17 protein-coding genes are annotated in these 19,094 nt (G+C 41.0%); 9 read left to right on the top strand and 8 right to left on the bottom strand.

Going from position 1 to position 19,094, the window contains the following annotated elements:
* Window positions 1-222: 222 nt before the first annotated feature.
* From Q1A31_RS17655 to Q1A31_RS17630, 6 genes are all read right to left on the bottom strand, one after another.
* On the bottom strand, window positions 223-1,821 hold the full coding sequence (locus Q1A31_RS17655; RefSeq protein WP_299879896.1) for a BCCT family transporter: 1,599 nt from the start codon (window positions 1,819-1,821) through the stop codon (window positions 223-225).
* A 184-nt stretch (window positions 1,822-2,005) separates the two neighbouring features.
* Window positions 2,006-3,385 carry an FAD-binding oxidoreductase gene (locus Q1A31_RS17650; RefSeq protein WP_299879893.1) on the bottom strand — a complete coding sequence of 460 codons (1,380 nt, stop codon included), beginning with the start codon at window positions 3,383-3,385 and terminating at the stop codon, window positions 2,006-2,008.
* An 83-nt stretch (window positions 3,386-3,468) separates the two neighbouring features.
* Window positions 3,469-4,092, bottom strand: a complete 624-nt coding sequence (locus Q1A31_RS17645) for a sarcosine oxidase subunit gamma (protein WP_299879890.1) — start codon at window positions 4,090-4,092, stop codon at window positions 3,469-3,471.
* Window positions 4,085-7,075, bottom strand: a complete 2,991-nt coding sequence (locus tag Q1A31_RS17640) for a sarcosine oxidase subunit alpha family protein (protein ID WP_299879887.1) — start codon at window positions 7,073-7,075, stop codon at window positions 4,085-4,087. The genes Q1A31_RS17645 and Q1A31_RS17640 overlap by 8 nt, the downstream gene beginning before the upstream one ends.
* Entirely contained in the window at window positions 7,072-7,419 is a 348-nt protein-coding gene (locus tag Q1A31_RS17635) for a sarcosine oxidase subunit delta (RefSeq protein WP_299879884.1), read from the bottom strand. The genes Q1A31_RS17640 and Q1A31_RS17635 overlap by 4 nt, the downstream gene beginning before the upstream one ends.
* Before the next feature lie 97 nt (window positions 7,420-7,516).
* On the bottom strand, window positions 7,517-8,812 hold the full coding sequence (locus tag Q1A31_RS17630) for a sarcosine oxidase subunit beta family protein (protein ID WP_299879881.1): 1,296 nt from the start codon (window positions 8,810-8,812) through the stop codon (window positions 7,517-7,519).
* A 102-nt stretch (window positions 8,813-8,914) separates the two neighbouring features.
* Between Q1A31_RS17630 and Q1A31_RS17625 the strand changes: the two genes are divergently transcribed.
* On the top strand, window positions 8,915-9,886 hold the full coding sequence (locus Q1A31_RS17625; protein ID WP_299879878.1) for a GlxA family transcriptional regulator: 972 nt from the start codon (window positions 8,915-8,917) through the stop codon (window positions 9,884-9,886).
* 182 nt (window positions 9,887-10,068) lie between these two features.
* On the opposite strand, the gene Q1A31_RS17620 is transcribed toward Q1A31_RS17625, so the two are convergent.
* On the bottom strand, window positions 10,069-10,344 hold the full coding sequence (locus tag Q1A31_RS17620; RefSeq protein ID WP_299879875.1) for a hypothetical protein: 276 nt from the start codon (window positions 10,342-10,344) through the stop codon (window positions 10,069-10,071).
* Window positions 10,341-10,643, bottom strand: a complete 303-nt coding sequence (locus Q1A31_RS17615; RefSeq protein ID WP_299879872.1) for a hypothetical protein — start codon at window positions 10,641-10,643, stop codon at window positions 10,341-10,343. The genes Q1A31_RS17620 and Q1A31_RS17615 overlap by 4 nt, the downstream gene beginning before the upstream one ends.
* Before the next feature lie 1,203 nt (window positions 10,644-11,846).
* Between Q1A31_RS17615 and Q1A31_RS17610 the strand changes: the two genes are divergently transcribed.
* From Q1A31_RS17610 to Q1A31_RS17575, 8 genes are all read left to right on the top strand, one after another.
* The gene (locus Q1A31_RS17610) at window positions 11,847-12,662 is read left to right on the top strand and encodes a transporter substrate-binding domain-containing protein (RefSeq protein WP_299879869.1); all 816 of its coding nucleotides are present in this window, start codon (window positions 11,847-11,849) and stop codon (window positions 12,660-12,662) included.
* Window positions 12,663-12,764: 102 nt separating this feature from the next.
* Window positions 12,765-13,511, top strand: coding sequence for an amino acid ABC transporter permease (locus tag Q1A31_RS17605; protein WP_299879866.1), 747 nt, complete (start codon window positions 12,765-12,767; stop codon window positions 13,509-13,511).
* Window positions 13,508-14,407: an amino acid ABC transporter permease gene (locus Q1A31_RS17600; RefSeq protein WP_299879863.1), complete on the top strand. Its 900-nt coding sequence runs from the start codon at window positions 13,508-13,510 to the stop codon at window positions 14,405-14,407. Before Q1A31_RS17605 ends, Q1A31_RS17600 begins: the two co-directional genes overlap by 4 nt.
* 123 nt (window positions 14,408-14,530) lie before the next feature.
* Window positions 14,531-15,253 carry an amino acid ABC transporter ATP-binding protein gene (locus tag Q1A31_RS17595; RefSeq protein ID WP_299879964.1) on the top strand — a complete coding sequence of 241 codons (723 nt, stop codon included), beginning with the start codon at window positions 14,531-14,533 and terminating at the stop codon, window positions 15,251-15,253.
* Between the two features lie 204 nt (window positions 15,254-15,457).
* Window positions 15,458-16,225, top strand: coding sequence for a transporter substrate-binding domain-containing protein (locus tag Q1A31_RS17590; protein WP_299879860.1), 768 nt, complete (start codon window positions 15,458-15,460; stop codon window positions 16,223-16,225).
* 182 nt (window positions 16,226-16,407) lie between these two features.
* Window positions 16,408-17,184, top strand: a complete 777-nt coding sequence (locus Q1A31_RS17585; RefSeq protein ID WP_299879857.1) for an ABC transporter substrate-binding protein — start codon at window positions 16,408-16,410, stop codon at window positions 17,182-17,184.
* A 267-nt stretch (window positions 17,185-17,451) separates the two neighbouring features.
* On the top strand, window positions 17,452-18,195 hold the full coding sequence (locus tag Q1A31_RS17580; protein ID WP_299879854.1) for an ABC transporter substrate-binding protein: 744 nt from the start codon (window positions 17,452-17,454) through the stop codon (window positions 18,193-18,195).
* Window positions 18,196-18,207: 12 nt separating this feature from the next.
* Entirely contained in the window at window positions 18,208-18,969 is a 762-nt protein-coding gene (locus Q1A31_RS17575) for a hypothetical protein (protein ID WP_299879851.1), read from the top strand.
* Window positions 18,970-19,094 lie beyond the last annotated feature (125 nt).

The following is a 19,094-nucleotide window of genomic DNA, read 5'->3' as shown; positions in this document are numbered from 1 at the left end:
ATGGTAACAAAAGACGTTTCAGGAAAAACATTGAGCTAATCTCATAAGGTGCAAAAAGTATTGAGAATAGCATCAGCGCTTAATGCTTGTTAAATGAAAATACACCCCCCTACTTATAGCGTCTTTTTTCTAAACTGTAAAAAAGTGCTTATAAGTAGGGGGTGTATTTAGTTATCCTTAGTTATGGTATTTAGCTTTCGTTGTTAACTAAAGCCACTGATATCAGCTTTTTAAAGCCTTTGATGCTTTGCTTAAACCAATATACAAACTCACACACATTGCCAATAATACAAAGGTAAATGGCAAGCCGGTAGAAACCGCCATGGCTTGTAATGCGCCCAGTGCTTCTTTACCACCGACCAATAATAAGGTGATTGCAACTAAGCCTTCGAAGGTACACCAGAATACACGTTGTGTTACCGGAGCATCTTCTTTACCGCCAGCAGTAATGGTGTCGATAACCAATGAACCAGAGTCAGAAGAGGTGACAAAGAATACCAAAACCAGAATAATGCCAATAAGGGACAGTACGCTGCTAAATGGGAAGTTTTTAACCATTTCAAACAGTTTTAACTCTTGAGCCACTTTAGCAACGGGTGCTGCAGCATCTGCAATCACTTGTGAAATAGCTGCTCCACCAAATGCGCTCATCCATAATACACAAAGAAGTGTAGGAACGATTATTACCGCGAGAACAAACTCTCTGACTGTTCTACCACGTGATACACGAGCAATAAACATGCCTACGAAAGGAGACCATGAAATCCACCATGCCCAGTAGAAGGAAGTCCAGCCTTGTGAGAAGTTAACATCTTCACGACCGAATGGCGTCGAGAGTGGTATTAATTGCTTAACGTATTCTAGACCTCCAGCGAAGAAAGATTGAAAAATATCAGCAGTGGGTCCTACGATAATAATGAAAAGCAAAAGTATAAGCGCAAGTCCCATATTAATTTCGGAGAGTACTTTAACGCCGCCATCCAAACCACGTAGCACTGATATTAATGCAACGGAAGTAACCACTGAAACCAGTACGAATGCGGCTACACTACCGGTGCCCCACCCAAACAAAAAGTTGAAACCAGCAAGTGCCTGCGTGGTACCAAAACCCAGTGAGGTTGTTAGGCCAAACAAGGTTGCAAAAACTGCGGTTATGTCAATAAGATGACCTGGCCAGCCCCAGACTCTCTCTCCCAATAAAGGGTAAAATGCAGAGCGTAAAGTTAGAGGTAAGTTATGATTATACGAGAAAAATGCTAGCGCTAATGCAACAGTGGCGTAGATAGCCCAAGGGTGAAGACCCCAATGGAAAATAGTGGCTGCCATGGCAAGTTTACGCGCACCATCGGCATCTCCCGCGGCTGCACCTAAAGGCGCCCAGTCTGTTCTTACACCGCCTTCGCCTACTGTGATACCGCCCATGGAAGAACTAAAGTGTGACATCGGTTCTGATACACCAAAGAACATCAAGCCAATACCCATGCCTGCGGCAAATAGCATCGCAAACCAGCCAATATAGTTGTAATCCGGGGTAGCGTCTTGACCGCCTAACCTGATTTTACCCAGTGGCGATAAGGCGAGATAAAAGGCAAATAGTACAAAGATATTTGCGGCACTTAGAAAAAACCAATCAAAGGTGCTGGTAACAGCTGGCCGCAACCACTTAAAAAATGTTGCAGCTTGTTCTTGAAACATCAGGGTTAGTAAAACAAAAGCGACTACTGAAAGTCCTGAAATGATGAAGACTGGGTTGTGAATGTCCAGTCCGAAGGGTGACACATTATCTTGTCCTATCTCGTAATCCGTTTTAATTTTTGGCACTAATCCTCCATAAATTGATTTAGGGTGGGGTCTAGTAATAACAGTTTTTGAATGTTGTTAAGGACATAACTCCGACTTCTATTTTTATACAAAAGTTGTGTGTATTTTAAATAGTGCGGTTAGGGTAACGCGAACAGCTCGATAAAAGTAGGGGGTGACCCTACTTATTATTGTCTATTGATTATTAACTCCATGGAAATGGGCTGTTTGATACAGGATGTAATTTGCCTTCTGCATAGCGTGAAAATCTGAATGGCGTCAATAACGAAGAAGTTTCGCCATTTCCTTCACGACAAATATCTTCTGCCACTAATTTACCCACACCGAGCATTTTATAACCGTGGTTAGAATCCGCAATCATGTAGCAATTATCGCGTACCTTATCGAAGACAGGAAAACTATCTGGTGTAAATGCACCGATACCGCCAGATGCTTCATTTTTGTAATGAGCCATTTGACCAGAAAAACGTTTTTGACAGTGTGCGAGTGCGGAAACCCACATATGAGCAAATTCCGTTCCTACTATAAATTCTGGTGATTCAGAACCGTAAGGATCAACTGCTACTTCATCAGCATCTTTATCAACGATAAAAGGCGCAGCACCGCCTTGAATACCACCAAAATGGAAATCAGGCTTATAGTAAATGCCCCACATTTCATCGGTAATCAGCGAACCATCGTTATCTGAATAAAGTGGTGCGTCGGTATCAACATGAATTACGGGTGGCATTTTGCCATCGTTAGTGACTTGTAGGTTTGGATCAACACCGAGCGTGCCTTCTTGTAAGGACCAGTAAACCCACATCGGGATATCATCCGTGACAATCCCAGTCTCAGGGTTTTTGATACTAATGGTCTTAGGCATTTCTAACATGTCCCAGAACTGCTTTGCCCATGGTCCAGCACCTATAACCACATAATCAGTTGCGATATCGCCTTTGTCCGTTTCCACGGAAGTGATCGAGCCTTGCGCATCCTGTTTAAATCCAGTAACCGTAACGCCGCTCATGATACGAACACCTTCAGCCTCAACCTTGTTGGTTAAACCATACATTGCTTTGGTGTTGTTCGCATAACCGCCGGGTTTTTCGTGAAGTACCGAAGTAATGCCTTGTGCCTGCCAATCATCAAAAAGCCCGCGCATGTATTTGGTGCAGTCTTTTTCACCTTCGATAAAGGTAGATTCATAACCAATGGCTTGTTGTTGTTTATGTATAGAAGCCACATCTTCGTGCATGCTTTCGCTACTGATTTGCATATAGCCTACGGGATGATAACTGTAGGCTTCCGGATCGCTTTCCCAAACCTTTACACTGTGAGCCATCAATTCACGCATCGCAGGCTGGAAGTAATTATTACGAATAACGCCACATGCGATCCCGGTTGCCCCAGCGCAGATGCCTGATTTATCTAGAATGATAATGTCTTCGCCACTCTCTTTTCCTCCAGCTTTTCCTCCAGCTTTGCCTTTAGCTTTTAATTCTAATGCCAGGTGGTAGGCGGTACTTAGGCCGTGTATGCCAGCGCCGACGATTACGTATTTTGATTGCTTTGGAAATGCCATTGTCTCTGTCCTTGGTTATTGTCCTAACTTCTTTAATTATTGTTTTTAGTATTTGTTTAGTTTTCCTTTTAATTAAATGCTAGCTAAGACACATTTTCGATTGACGTTAAAATCATGTGTAAAAATGAATCAGCAGATGATCGTGGTGAAAAAAGCAGGTATTCGTTTTCTGCCCCTTGCTTGCTCAGTTGCATGATAATTACTCCCAAATACTCCATTGAAGTACGCGTGACTGAAAAAGTATCGAAACTTGAGGGGTCAGAAGTTGGCTGAAGATTTATTGGGCAAACTCGTTCTAATGCTGATATTGCATTTTCCCCACTGATTTTTAACATCGCCCAGCTGTCAGATTGGTCGCTCAAGTAAGCGGCATCTTTTGTTTTCTCTTGTATATGAGACACAGCATTGCCATTTTTATAAACCGCTTCATTTTCAAATAAGACAAAACACTGTTCTTGCTGTAAACCCAAGATGCGCATGTTATCGATAGCGGATATTGTGAATTTCCCCACCTCGGGTAAATCGGTTTTGTAAGCTGCTTTGATATTTTCTGCTAAAGCCGACTTTTTATCTTCAGGCATCGCCATTGAAACCAAGGAGTGTCCCAAAAGCTCCGATACTTGAATGCCATCAAAGCTTTGATTAAAACCATTTAAAGGTGTTTGCGCTTCTAGTGTGAAGCTACTATTCGAATGAGGGTTAGACACGTAAACGTTCTCCATCTGGATCTATAAAGTGGGCTGAAACAATTTCAACATCGATTTCTTTACCTTGAAGCAGATTACTCGCGGTAACAATTTCGCCCATGCGTTGATGTCCGCTTTTTATAAATCCGATGCCAATCGAATGGCCAAGAGAAGGAGAGAAGGCGACCGAACTCATCCAGCCTTCATCGTTCTCAGTGATGGCGCTTTTTCCTTTCTGGATGAAATGAGCACCTGCTGAAAGTTTCTCGCTTTTATCGACGGGTACAAACCCAACCAATCTATTGGCATCTTCTTTAATAAGATTCGGACGTTCAGACATTATATTGCCGATACTGTCTTTTTTCTTCGATACCATACGACCCATGCCAAGATTATGCGCGGTGGTTTGACCCGTAAGCTCATTACCCGCTGCGTGTCCTTTTTCGATGCGCATTACGCTGAGTGCTTCAGTGCCATAAATGACAGCATCAAATTCTTCGCCAGCCTGCATCAATGTTTTCATCATGCTGTAGCCATAACGAGTCGGGACTGCGATTTCATAAGCGAGCTCGCCGGAGAATGAAATGCGGAATAAACGCGCCGCTGTTCCACCACACACCGTAATGTCGCCACACGCCATAAATGGAAACGCTTCATTACTGATATCAAATTCGGGATCAACAATTTTCTGTAACAGCTTGCGAGCATTAGGACCTGCCACAGAATATTGCGCATATTGCTCAGTGGCTGAAATCACGTGTACATCTAAATCTGGCCATAAGCATTGTCGGCAAAATTCCAGATGTCTGGATACGCCAACCGCATTGGCTGTGGTGGTGGTCATCAGATAATGATGTTCACCAAGACGCGCGGTGGTGCCGTCGTCCATGGCGAAGCCATCTTCTCTTAACATTAAACCGTAACGCACCATACCGACTTTGAGGGTAGAGAAGGTATTGCAGTAAACGCGATTTAAAAATTCTCCCGCATCACGACCCTGAATATCGATTTTACCTAAAGTACTCACATCGCAGATGCCCACAGAGTTTCGTGTTTGGGTAACTTCACGATCGACACTTTCGCGCCAGTGAGTTTCTCCATCTTTAGAAAACCATTGCGCGCGCATCCAAGCGCCTACTTCAACAAATTCTGCACCTTGTTCTTTGGCCCATCGATGACTGGGTGTGAGACGTGTCGGACGGAATTCTTTACCCCGAGATCGACCTGCATACGCCGCAATAGATACGGGTGTATAAGGTGGTCTGAAAATGGTGGTGCCGACTTCAGGAATGGTTTTGCCTTCGTTGTCCGCCATTACTGCCATCGCAGGAATATTTGAGGTTTTGCCCTGATCTGTTGCCATGCCCAAAGTGGTGTAGCGTTTTACGTGCTCGACTGCGGTGAAGCCTTCTTGTTGTGCGAGTCTGACATCTTTGGTGGTAACGTCATTTTGAAAGTCTAACCAACTGCGTGATTTGGTATCTGTCTTTACAAACCAGAAAGCGGAGTTCGCGATAGACTCAGATTCTGCCTTAGGGCACCCCCCCACTTTGGAGGCATTTCCTAATTCTTTGGATAATGATTTGGCTAATTCGTATCCACTACTTAACGCAGATGATAAGTCTAAATGACCGTTTGCGGCTCCAGCAATATGCATTTCTGGAGGGAGTCCCCCACTACCATCTCCACTCGGCACAAAAGAGAGAATATCTTCATTCCATTGGGGTCTACCACGATGATGACAACTCAATTGTACATTCGGGTTCCAGCCGCCTGAAACGGCGAGGCAATCTGTATCGTAAGTTTTACCATTGGATAACTGAATCGATTGAAGCGCATGACGACCTTTTGTATCAATCACATGAGCACCCATTTCAATGCTAGCTCCAGCAATTTCGGCGACGGGATGAATGTCGCGGCTATCAATCACTGCCTGCACAGTGACACCTTTAGCAACAAGATCACTTGCTGTTCGCCAGCCATCATCATTATTGGTAAATATACTGACGTTTTGACCGACAGCAACATCATAGCGATTCGCGTAGGTTCTAACTGCCCCAGCTAACATTACTCCAGGTCGGTCATTGTTCGGAAAAGCAATGGGTCTTTCAGTCGAGCCTGCGCTTAAGATGGCGCGTTTAGAATAGATGCGCCAAAGCACTTGTCTTGGTTTGTTTCCATTGTATGCAATATCACTAGCAGAAAGGTGATCTGTTTTACGCTCAAGTGCGCTGTAAATACCATGATCGTAAGCACCGAGGACAGTAGTGCGTTTCATTAAACGTACATTATCCATCGAGGCTAATTCAGCCAAGGTTGCCTTTGCCCATGCTGCACCATGCATTTCGTTGACCTGATAGGTTTCGTTATTTAAACGACCACCCATGACAAAGTCTTCATCAGCGAGAATCACTCTGCTTCCTGCCTGAGCAGCCGCTAATGCCGCAGCTAAGCCACTAGGGCCTGCGCCGATAATTAAAATATCGCAGTGCAAAAAGCCTTTGTCGTATTTATCGGGATCTTCTTGTCCTGATAGCTCACCTAAACCCGCTGATTGGCGAATAATTGGCTCGTAGAGTTTTTCCCAAAATGCCTTTGGCCACATAAAGGTTTTGTAATAGAAACCAGCAGTAAGGAAGGGAGATAAGAAATCATTGATTGCCATTAAATCGTGCTTTAACGAACCACGATGGTTTTGGCTGCGCGCTTCTAATCCTTCAAAAAGCTCAGCAACGGTTGCGCGCACATTAGGTTCCTGATACGCACCTGTACGTAAATGCATCAATGCATTTGGCTCTTCCGAACCTGCCGTGAAAATGCCTCGGGGACGGTGGTATTTAAATGAACGAGCGACTAGTTTTTGATCATTCGCGAGTAATGCAGAGGCAAGTGTATCGCCTTGATAACCTTCAAACTGTTCACCATTGAAATTGAAATGGATGGTTTTATCACGATCTATGAAGCCGCTACTTTTGTCTTTATTTAATCTGTTTTGTTGGCTCATTTCTTACCGCCTTGAGTAGCTCGCGCGGTTTTATTAGCTAACGCAACATCTTTAGCCAGCTCAACATTATAAATTTCATGGGTGATGGTATTGCGAGTGACAACTAACCACGATCGATCACCTTGTTCGTGATACCAAAGTTCTTTGTGTTCGCCCGCATTGTTTTGTCTTAGGTGAACATAGTCGTGGTATTGCTGAAGTGCTTCTGCCGTTTTTGCGTCATTAACATCTTCACCTTCGGTTCTTTCTCCTACCCAGGCTGGTCGATTAATTAAACAGGCATCACCTAAATAGACGAATTCAGATGAGTCACGAGGGCCGAGAAGAGGGTGGTTAATAATCATTCTTTTGTACCTCTTGAATGAATTAAAAATGACACCCCCCCACTTATGGGCATTTTTTTAATAGCGTTTAGTTTGTTGAAATTGAAGATAGTCATAATTAATGCGTATTCGGTTGCGCGCCTCGTCCGTTTTCATCAACAATATTGCCGGTCTTAAATCTATCGAGACGATAGCCTCTGGCAACTTCGTGCGGAGTATCTGTAGCGAGAAGGTGGGCGTAACACAAGCCACTAGCAGGTGTCGCTTTGAAACCGCCGTAACACCAGCCGCCGTTAAAATACAATCCCTTGATATGCGTTCGATCTATAAATGGCGAGCCGTCCATCGACATATCCATCACTCCGCCCCAGTTTCGTAACAGTTTTGCGCGGCCAATGGAGGGCATAATCGCCATACCGCTTTCACATACATCTTCCACTACTGGCAGATTGCCGCGTTGTGCGTAGGTGTTGTAACCATCGATATCACCACCAAACACCAAGCCACCTTTGTCCGATTGGGAAATATAGAAATGTCCCGCGCCGAAAGTTATCACGCCATCAATAATCGGCTTTAACCCTTCACTGACAAACGCTTGTAATACATGACTTTCAATCGGTAAATTCATACCTGCTTGTGACATTACCCGGCTAGAAGAACCCGCCACACAGGACGCCACTTTTTTAGCGCCGATGTTACCTTTATTGGTTTTAACACCGGTACATTTTCCATCTTTAATCAGGAAGCCCGTGACTTCACAATTCTGGATAATATCGACGCCTCGACTATCTGCGCCACGCGCATAACCCCAGGCTACAGCATCGTGTCTTACGGTGCCGCCACGTTTTTGTAAGAGCCCACCTTTGATGGGAAAACGTGCGTTGTCAAAATCGAGGAAAGGGTAGAGCTCACGCACACCTTCTTGATCCAGTAATTGTGCATCAGCACCCGACATAAGCATCGAGTTGCCACGACGAACATACGCATCTCGTTGGCCATCACTGTGGTAGAGGTTAAGTATTCCGCGTTGCGACACCATCGCGTTGTAGTTTAAATCTTGCTCGAGTCCTTCCCAGAGCTTCATCGATAATTCATAGAAAGGTTGGTTTTCCGGGTGTAAATAGTTAGAACGAATAATCGTGGTATTACGTCCCACATTTCCGCCACCAATCCAGCCTTTTTCCAAAACAGCCACATTGGTGATGTTGTATCGGCTTGCCAGATAATGTGCCGTGGCTAAACCATGACCACCGCCGCCAATGATAATAATGTCGTATTCTTTTTTTGGTTCAGGCGTGCGCCAAACTGGCTTCCAACCTTTATGGCCGGTGAGGGCTTCTTTGATAACTTTAAAACCCGAATATCGAAAACCCGAATATCGAAAACCCGAATATCGAAAACCAGAATTACGCATATTTAATTCTCTAGCAGTTAATACAATTAATGTTGATTAATAGTGGCAGGTTTATCGAGACTTGGATTTCTTAAAATAGACGGAATATGTTCTAATATAGAAATGCCGAAAAATAATAAACAATTATTCAGAGTGGGTTTTTTGCTCATCGACGATTTTGCCTTGATGGCTTTCTCTTCGGCGATAGAACCATTGCGTGCTGCAAATACATTGCTTAAGCGGGCAAAGGAACAGCCGTTTTATAAAATTGATCTATTTTCTATTGATGATGTTTCAACAAAAAGTTCGATGGGTATTCAGGTAAATGCAACCGCTAAACTGGAAGACGCAGAGAATGTGGATATTCTGTTTGTGGTCGGTGGTGGTGAATTCAATGTTTTGAAGAAACCAGAGATTTATAAATTACTGAGAAAGTTAAGCAAGCAAGGAATGATCCTGGGCGGTGTTTCAGGTGGGCCGGTAACATTAGCTTTGGCGGGAGTAATGAATAATCGTCGCATGACCGCACATTGGGAGTACACCACAGCGTTGCAGGAATTAATGCCAGACATACTGCTTGAAAACTCACTATATGTTATCGACCGTGACCGCTATACCTGCGCCGGTGGTGTTGCGCCAGTAGATATGATGAATGCGATTCTCACTAAACATCATGGTGCAACATTTGCGCAAGAAGTCAGCGACTGGTTTATCCATACCGAAGTCAGACCTTCGGCAGGGCCGCAACGTTCGAGTTTGGCAGAACGCTATCCATCAGCCACACAGCCGGTAATTCTTGCGATTGAAGCGATGCAAAATCACATTGCTGACCCATTAGATTTGGAACAACTAGCCCGACTTTCGGAAATTAGTCCGCGTCAGTTAAACCGTTTATTTAAAGATAAACTGGGTCAAAAAACCATGGATTTTTATCGGCAACTACGCTTGAAAACCGCCAAAAAATTACTTCAACAATCTCCAATGAAAATTATAGAAATTGCTCAGGCGACAGGTTTTGTGAGTGCGGCGCACTTTTCGGCTTCGTTTAGTAAGTTGTTTGGGGAGACGCCTTCTGTATTACGCAAGAAGAGTTAGGTAAGTCACCTCCCCACTTATAGGCACTTTTTTAAAAACTGCCCCAAAGTACGGGGGTGACATTAATCTTACTTTGACCCTAATTATTCGTAGAAAAATATTACTCAATTTACTAATACTACCAAAGCTCAATACACACCCAACGCTTATACAAGTGTTATTTATTTTTATTACTCAGAGCTTTAATCCATGTCCGCTAGATCAACTTGTTTAGTGACTTGAATCACTTGGTGCTGCAATAAAATATCTTGAAGCTTTTGAAGCCGGTGATACCACAAATAAAAACCCAAATAAGCTAATAAAAATCCGAACAAACCGCCAAACAGCATAAAGGGAGCAATTCGTAATGTCCTTTGCAAGTGATTTTCAGCAACTTCAGATTTTTTCCTCAAAGGCATGTTGCCCTGCGCAACCTTTTTCAATCTCTTTTCTATTTCTTCTAAATCGTATTGTTTCAAAGTGTAATACTTAAATGCAATGTCTTCTTTTGATAACCCTTCCCCTTCCCCTCAAATACCTTTTGATCAGGGCTGATTTCTTCAAATTTTTTCAGTATTAGGCTCATATCACTAATTTCTTTCGTTATTTGGCTCATATCACTCTGTAAAGACTCTTTCCCGAGACTGATTTCTGTATCGAGTTCAATTTGTTGCGTGATGCGGTACTCAATTACCCCAAAACAAACGAGTGTCAGAAAAACACCTGTTAAAGCAACAAACTTGTATAAGTTATCTGTAGGTAGATTGGGAATATTCATGAATAAGACTCAATTACATGGGAACTCTAATTTCTGCAAAACAGATAATTAGTAGGAGAATAATCAGCTTAGTAAGTTTACAACATCATATACTTACACAACAAGGTGTTCCGTGTGGAACTTCACAACGAGGTAGTAGTATTTCTAAAGGTGGGGAAAAAATGCGAACCACGAACAAAGCAAAAAAAAATATTTGAGTGTGTAGTTCCATTAAATACAACGCGGTAACCCGCATTCGTAAGTTAGATAAGCTTGCGCCATCTAATGCATGATTATTGGCACATACTTAATTCTTCACCTATCTGTTGTAGTCTATCTTTCGAAACACAGATGACGCTATCGCTTATCTAGGCTACATCTGACGTCGGAAGCCCATAAACTATCTATTTAAAACCATATATTCAACTGAGGCTTTTTTCTGCCTGAGATTCCCATGCTCATTTTTGCTTAACCAAAAAATGAGAAAAAGCCTCCAAAAGTAGGGGGGTGACTTAAAAACAGCCCTAAAGTGGGGGGGTGACTTAAAAACAGCCCTAAAGTGGGGGGGTGACTTAAAAACAGCCCTAAAGTGGGGGGGACTTAAAAACAGCCCTAAAGTGGGGGGGTGACTTAAAAAGAGCCCTAAAGTACGGGGGTGACCAAAAAACAGCCCTAAAGTACGGGGGTGACCAAAAAACAGCCCTAAAGTACGGGGGGTGACCTTCAAGGAGACTCTAATCAAGTCCAATAATTTTAAGCTTGCTAAAAGCGTCCGTAAGTTCCCCGAAGATCGCCGCAATAAAATGACTATTACGACTCACTTCGTGAAACCCACAAACACTTTTTTCTGCCCTTAAATCTTATCGACTTAATCAGAGGCTCCTTTAACAGCTCTAAAGTGGGGATGACACAAAATAATTTATTTCTCTGTTTCAACCAGCACTGCGCCATGCTTATGCATGGCCCTGCGTACCCTTATGCCTTTTGGTAAGCCTGGAAGGGCAACCTAAAAACAGCCCAAAAGTGGGGGGGGTGATAATTATTCTTTTAAAATAGAAAAAAATTCACCTTATTAAAAAAGCCTCAATTTCTGACAACACGATTTTTCTCTACTACGATTGACTTAACTAAATGAAATTGTAGAGATTAGTTGCCACCTAATTTGATCAATTTTCTTTTATGTTTTTGTAGCATATTTTTTGTGGCATATATTAAAGAGGATCCATGATGATTAAACCTATCTTAAGTAAACTTGTAAGCGCTTCCGTGCTTTGTGCAATAGCGATGAGTAGCCAGGTTGCTCAAGCTGACGCGATTGATGATATTAAGAAAAGCGGTGTTTTAAAAGTAGCAGTAAAGGCCGACTACAAACCTTATGGCTTCCGTGATCCTTCTGGTGCAATCATAGGTATTGAGCCTGAATTAGCAAAAGATGTTGCTGATCGTTTAGGTGTAAAGGTTGAATATGTACCGGTCGTAAGCTCAAATAGAATGCAATTTTTGGAGCAGGGTAAGGTTGATTTAATGATTGCGACAATGACGGATAAGCCAGACCGCCGTAAAGTCGTTTCGATTGTAGACCCTAACTATTACTCATCGGGTACCAATATTTTAGCGCCAGCTAAATACGGTTTCAAAAAGTGGGAAGACCTAAAGGGCAAGCCTGTTTGTGGAATTCAGGGTGCTTTCTACAATAAAAAAACCGGTAAAGAATATGGTGCTCAAATCGTAGCCTTTAAAGGAACGGCTGAAGCGTATGCTGCATTAAAAGGCGGTAACTGTGTAGCATTTGTATACGATGATTCGGCAATTGTTGCTAAAACCAAGGATCCTGCTTGGGAAGGTTATGAAATGCCATTAAAAACAATCGATGATGCACCTTGGGGTTTAGCGGTTAAATTAGGTGAGACTAAATTCCATGAATTAATGAGTGATCAAATCAAGAGCTGGCATAAGTCTGGTCGTATTCTTGAGCTTGAGAAAAAATGGGGTGTAGATAACACACCTTTCGCACTTAAGATGCATGAAGAGTACAAGTAAACTTTAGTCCTTTGCTAAAGTTTATCCTAATGGATGAAATTTGATTTCAAATTTCATCCATTTCTATTTGTTTTATTTTACTTTCAATACTGAGATCCATGCATGGAATCATTTTTTGATTGGTTTAGAATCCTCTATGACAACACGGGGATAAACCTACCTTTTTTATACGATAGTTATGATCGAGCCCGCATGTGGAATGGCTTCTTGATGACAATCAAACTATCCGTTGTAGCATTATTTTTCTCCGTTATTATTGGAATCATCGGTGCATGGTTACAAAACTCACCGCTGAAATGGACCCGCCGAATTGTTAACGGCTATATCCAGATATTCAGAAACACCCCCCCACTTGTGCAGCTTTATTTCTTTTATTTCGCGATAGGCGCATTACTGCCAAAAGTATCTAACGGATATGGTGGTGAAGTCCCTATATTAGGTGGATTTGCCTGGGCGGCAATCTCCTTATCGTTCTTTGCGGGAGCGTTTAATGTTGAAATTTTCCGTTCTGGTATGGAAGCAGTTCCCAAATCTATGACTGAAGCCGCTGAGGCTTTGGGGTTTTCACGATTACAAATTTATAAAGATATAACACTGCCTTTGGCATTTCGTGTGGTATTACCCGCGTTAAATAATAATCTGGTCAATCTGGTTAAAACGACCACCTTGGCCTATGCGATTGCAGTACCTGAAATGCTCTATGAATCGAATCAAATCTGGTCTGATAATGTCAATGTCACTGAGATGATGATCTTCTTACTACTCGCATACTTCTTTTTAGTCGGCGTTCTGGTATGGGGCATGAATCGCTGGGAAAGATCGCTTAAAATCCCGGGGTTTGGCACATGAGTCAGTCTACTTATAACGGCTTTAATAGCCGTAAAAACCAGCAGCAATATAAAACTGATCTTCCGGTAATGATCACCCCTGAAGCAAAAGTACCCGGTTCACTTACTTCTAGTTTAAGTGCGTATATTTTTAAGCCATGGCATGGCTTTATGCTTATCTTCTTTTGTATCGTTTCATCGAGTATCGCGTTTGGTGTCGATGAAAATGCCAAGTCTTCCATTCCCGAAGTTTTATGGCGCTGGATGCCGCTGTTATTGAAAGGATTCATGTTCAATATCGTGATTTCTATTTGTGCCATGGCAATTGGTACAGCAATAGGAGCGGTGTTAGGACTAGGGCAGATTTCATTGAATAAATGGGTGCGAAGATTTTCGTGGATTATTACTCAGTTCTTCCGTAATTCACCGTGGTTGGTTCTACTGTTTTTTGCGATGTTTTTACTACCGTTTGAAATTAAGATTGGTGGTTTATCTATACCGTTACCTGACTGGGTAAAAGCCATTATCGGCTTGTCATTACCTGTAATGGCGAATGTCTCTGAGATTGTTCGTGGTGCTGTGGTATCGCTACCTAGTGGTCAATGGGAAGCCGCTGAAAGCTTGGCGTACACGCGCAGGCAAACACTTTGGCTAGTTATATTGCCACAATGTGTAAAACGCATGTTGCCACCCTGGATGAATCTCTATGCAATTCTAACCATGGCTACAGTATTGGCTTCAATCGTAGGTGTGTCTGAGGTTATGACACTTACAGGACAAGCACTGGCTGCCGAAGGTGGCAGAACGGATTTACTCGCGCCGTTTTATTCATTCGTGTTGTTAATTTTCTTTGTGTATTGCTACCCGATTGCACGCTGGACAGTTCGTCTGGAAAAGAAATTCTCAGTGATAGGTTAAAGAGAGTATTCTTAATTAAATTCTCTGTCAGTAAAATAAATTTACGCATGGTTGTTTTTTAGAACAACAGTGTGATTAAAAGTTAAAGGAAAAATATATATGAACTGGGATGACAGCATGCCAATGGTTTCGATTAAGGATGTGCACAAAGCATTCGGTGATCTTGAAGTTTTGAAAGGTGTCTCGATGGACATCAAAAAAGGTGAAGTGGTGTGTATTATTGGGCCATCAGGTTCGGGTAAATCGACACTTATTCGTTGTATAAATGCACTTAACGATATTCAGCAAGGATCGATTTTAGTTGAAGGGCAAGAAGTTAACGACCCACATTTAAATAAGCTAGAGCTGCGAAAAAAAGTGGGAATGGTGTTCCAGCAGTACAACCTTTTTCCGCATAAAACCGCGCTCGAAAATGTCATGATGGCGCCCATTCGCGTGTTGAAACAAAGTAAAGCTGAAGTAGAAAAAACGGCCAGAGCGCTGATTAAAAAAGTACGTCTCGACGGTAAAGAAGACAGCTATCCAGGTGAATTATCCGGTGGTCAGCAACAACGCGTTGCCATTGCACGATCACTTGCCATGAATCCCGATGTAATGCTGTTTGATGAAGTCACAGCAGCACTTGACCCTGAGACTGTTGGCGAAGTCTTACTCACCATTAAAGACCTGGCAGAAGAAGGCATGACTTGTATCCTGGTTACACACGAAATGAATTTTGCGCGTGAGGTGGCTGATCATATCTACTTTACGGATAGAGGTGTCATCGTTGAGCACGGTTCGCCAACCACATTCTTTGATGAAGCTAAAGACCCGCGTACTAAAGAGTTTTTGAGTCAGATTCTTTAGTCATTTCAACGCTATTACAAATTATAAAAATAGTTTGAGTGAAAGAGGTAAAGTGGTTCTCCGTAATGATTTTACGAGTATTAAATTAAATTTAAAAAGATGTTTAAAATCAGTAAGGGTGACTTACTCTGTCTTCTTTTTGATGAATATCAAGAGTAATAGAATATTCAAATGTATAATAAATAAAGGATTATTCTTGGAGAAATGGAAAATGAAAAAATAGAGATGAGTTATTTTTATAAAATTATTATGGTTTTAATGCTCATCGCTAGTTTACCTACTCAAGGTGATACTAGTAACAATATAACCCTTTCTCAGGGAAAACTGGAACCCGTATTATTTAAACTAACAGCAAGACGTGTTCTTACTGAAGCCTATGCGGGTATTGGTGTAAGTGTTCTCTTCGATACTTTTCCAGAACAGCGTTCACTTGTCGCTGCCAATACAGGTGTAACAGATGGTGAGCTAATACGAATTGGAGGCCTTCAGGATAAATATCCCAATTTAATTCAAGTTCCCGTTTTGATTAGTAAAAATGAAATATTGGTTTATTCCAAACACCATAACTTCAAGATTGAAGGGTGGCAAAGCCTTAGGGGATATAATATTAATTATCCATTTGGTTCACAATTAGTACAATTACATACCCAAGGTATGAACACTGAATCTGTAACAAGCATAGACCAGGGCTTAATAAAATTAAATGCGGGAAGAAGTGACTTTTTTATTGGCACTTTAGGATTTCAATGTTCGATTAGAAGACTTAATTTAACTGATATCAAAGCATTAAACCCTCCTGTAGATACAGTCAATATGTTTCATTATTTGCATAAACAACATAAAGACATTGCCGAAAAATTAGAAAAAGAATTAGTGCGAATGCAAGAAAGTGGAGAAATGGAATCCATTCAAAAGCAGGCCAGGAAAGATTTTCTTGATCAATGTAATAATGTTAATAAATCAAATGAGTGAAGCTAGGGCTGTTTTCTCCTTTTTTTATTGAATCTTACGTTTCAAAAAACGAAACGAAAAATACACTAAAAGTAGGGGGGGTGACTAACTCCTCTACTGCATGTCTGTAAAGTAAATACCATTTCGATTGAACATAGGGGAACTGATGAAAGTATATTTTTATTTAATTAAAACGGATGACTGTGAATAGTTTTCATAAGACCTTTATTGTCCTTATTTTAGTCATTTCTGCTTATTCCTATGCTGAGGACTTTGAGCACAAGGTCGTTTCTCATGCTGAAGCTCACTCCACTGTCAACTTAAAAGATACGCTCGTTATTTCTCAACCAGATGTGGTCTACACATTATTTGTGCAAACATCAAGGCAGATTCTAAAAGAAGCTTATGCCAGAATTGGTATAAAAATAAAATTCGAAACTTTACCCGCCGAACGTTCACTGGATCTTGCTAATAAGGGAGTTACCGATGGTGAGTTAGCTAGAATTTCAGGTCTTCAGAATGAGTACCCTAATCTTATACAGGTTCCAGTTTCGATTGCTCCAAACAGAGTCTTTGCATATTCCAAAAAACATAATTTTTCGGTAACAGGATGGCAAAGCCTTAAACCTTATAAAATTGATTTTATTTTTGGTTCTAAATTTTTAGAACAAAAAAGCAAAGGGTTTCAAGCTACAAAAGTAAAATCGGACTACCAAGGCTTACAAAAACTGAGTGCGGGTAGAAGTGATTTATATGTTGGCTTATTTGGTATCAAATGTTCAATCAATAAACATAATTTTACCGATATCAAAATGTTAACTCCGGCCTTGGATGAGATGTCTATGTATCACTATATGCATAAACGGCATAAGCACATTGCTGACAAATTAACAGTCGTGTTAAAGCAGATGAAGCAAAATGGTGAGATGGAATTAATGCAAGAGCAAGCGAAACAAGAGTTCCTTAGGAAATGTGGTTAGAACAGATAGTCATCAGTATTAAATATGCCTAGCTATGCATAAATTCCAAAATCGTTTTTAAACAAAAAAAACCAATTGTCATTCAAAGTAGGGGGGTGTCATGTCCGTTTACATAATAAATAAATGTTAAAGTAATTTGTGTAAAAGATTCCCCTTCCACCTATAATGCTATCTATCAGTGCAATTACCTCCTGATAAATAATGAATGCCTAAAGAAATTTATGAATGCCATAAACATAAAAATACATTTAAGAATAATGGATCATTATGAATAGTTTTCACAAGATAATTTTCCTGGTTGTTTTATCTATTGCTTCAACCATTACTTCATCTGTTGCTTCAACTTCTTTTGCTGACGATAAAATTGTAATTACTCATGGTGACTTGGGAAATTCAGCTTTTCAGTTAATGGCTAAGCCTATTCTTGAGGTTGCTTATTCACGAATCGGAAAAAGTGTTAAATTTGAAAAGTTGCCCGCAGAACGTTCGTTAGTCTATACAAACAGTGGTTTTTCAGATGGTGAATTAGCACGTATTGCTGGTCTTGAAGAGAAATATCAAAATCTTACGAGGATTTCTATACCGATAGCCTATGATGAACTTTCTGTATATTACAAAAAGCCAAATCTAAAAGTCGAAGGGTGGAGTAGTCTTTTACCTTACAATATTGGTTTTGTGGCTGGTTCTAAAATAACAGAACAAAAAACCGAAGGTATGAACGTAGAAATGGTGTCGTCTGCAACCCAGGGTTTAAACAAGGTGAACTTGGGAAGAAGTGACATTTTCATTGGTCTTAAAGGGATACAGTGTTTAATAGACAAACTTAAACTAACTGATATTAAAGTCATCGACCAACCGTTAGAAAAACTTGTTATGTATCACTACGTTCATAAAAAACATAGTCAAATGGCTAGAAATTTAGAGACGGTACTGAGACAAATGAAAGAGAGTGGTGAAATGGATTTATTGCAAAAACAGTCATGCCAAGATTTTTTAGATCACTGTAAATAGCAGCTCGTTAATATGGATTTGAATTTGTATATAAAAAAGAAATGGTTAAAAGTAGGGGGGTGGCATACCAGTTTGCTTATCGTACTTATTTTATCGATTCCCTCACAATCTCACGCTGACGATAAAATCGTAGTTACACATGGTGATTTAGAATATTCTGCTTTTCAATTAATGGCTAAGCGTATACTTACACCCGCTTATTCAAGAATTGGCATAAGTGTTAAATTTGAAAAATTACCAAACGAACGTTCATTAGTAAACGCCAACAGAGGTATTACAGATGGCGTATTGGGGCGAGTTGGCGGTCTTGTAGAAAGCTACCCAAATCTTATAATGATTCCCATACCAATAGCCTATGACGAAATATTGGTCTATTCGAAAAAAATCAATTTTAAAGTTGAGGGGTGGAATAGTCTTTTGCCTCATAAAATTGGCTATGTCTCTGGTTTTAAAAAGGCCGAGCTAAAAACAGTGGGTATGGAAGTTGAGACGGTTACCTCTCCAACTCAAGGCTTACATAAATTAAACCTTGGAAGAACGGATCTTTTCATTGGTATTAAAGGCATTCAATGCTTAATTAATAGACTTGAACTGTCAGAAATTGGGAGCTTAGATCAACCGTTAGAAAAAATTATTATGTATCATTATGTGCATAAAAGTCATGGCGAGATGGCTGCCAGGCTAGAGACGGTACTGAGACAAATGAAAGAGAGTGGTGAAATGGATTTATTGCAAAAACAGTCACGCCAAGATTTTTTAATTCAATGTAATTAGCTGATCGTTTATTGTGATTTGAATTTGTATCTGTAACTGAAAAATAAATGCCTAGCTCTGCATAAATTCTATTACACATAAGAACCACGTCCTTAGGACGTGGAAGAGGTTCAAGGCTCTAGCCT

The organism is uncultured Cocleimonas sp. (genome assembly GCF_947495625.1).
GTDB lineage: Bacteria > Pseudomonadota > Gammaproteobacteria > Thiotrichales > Thiotrichaceae > Cocleimonas.
The sequence above is the reverse complement of the archived record's forward strand: the minus strand, read 5'-3'. Positions and strand labels throughout refer to the sequence as shown.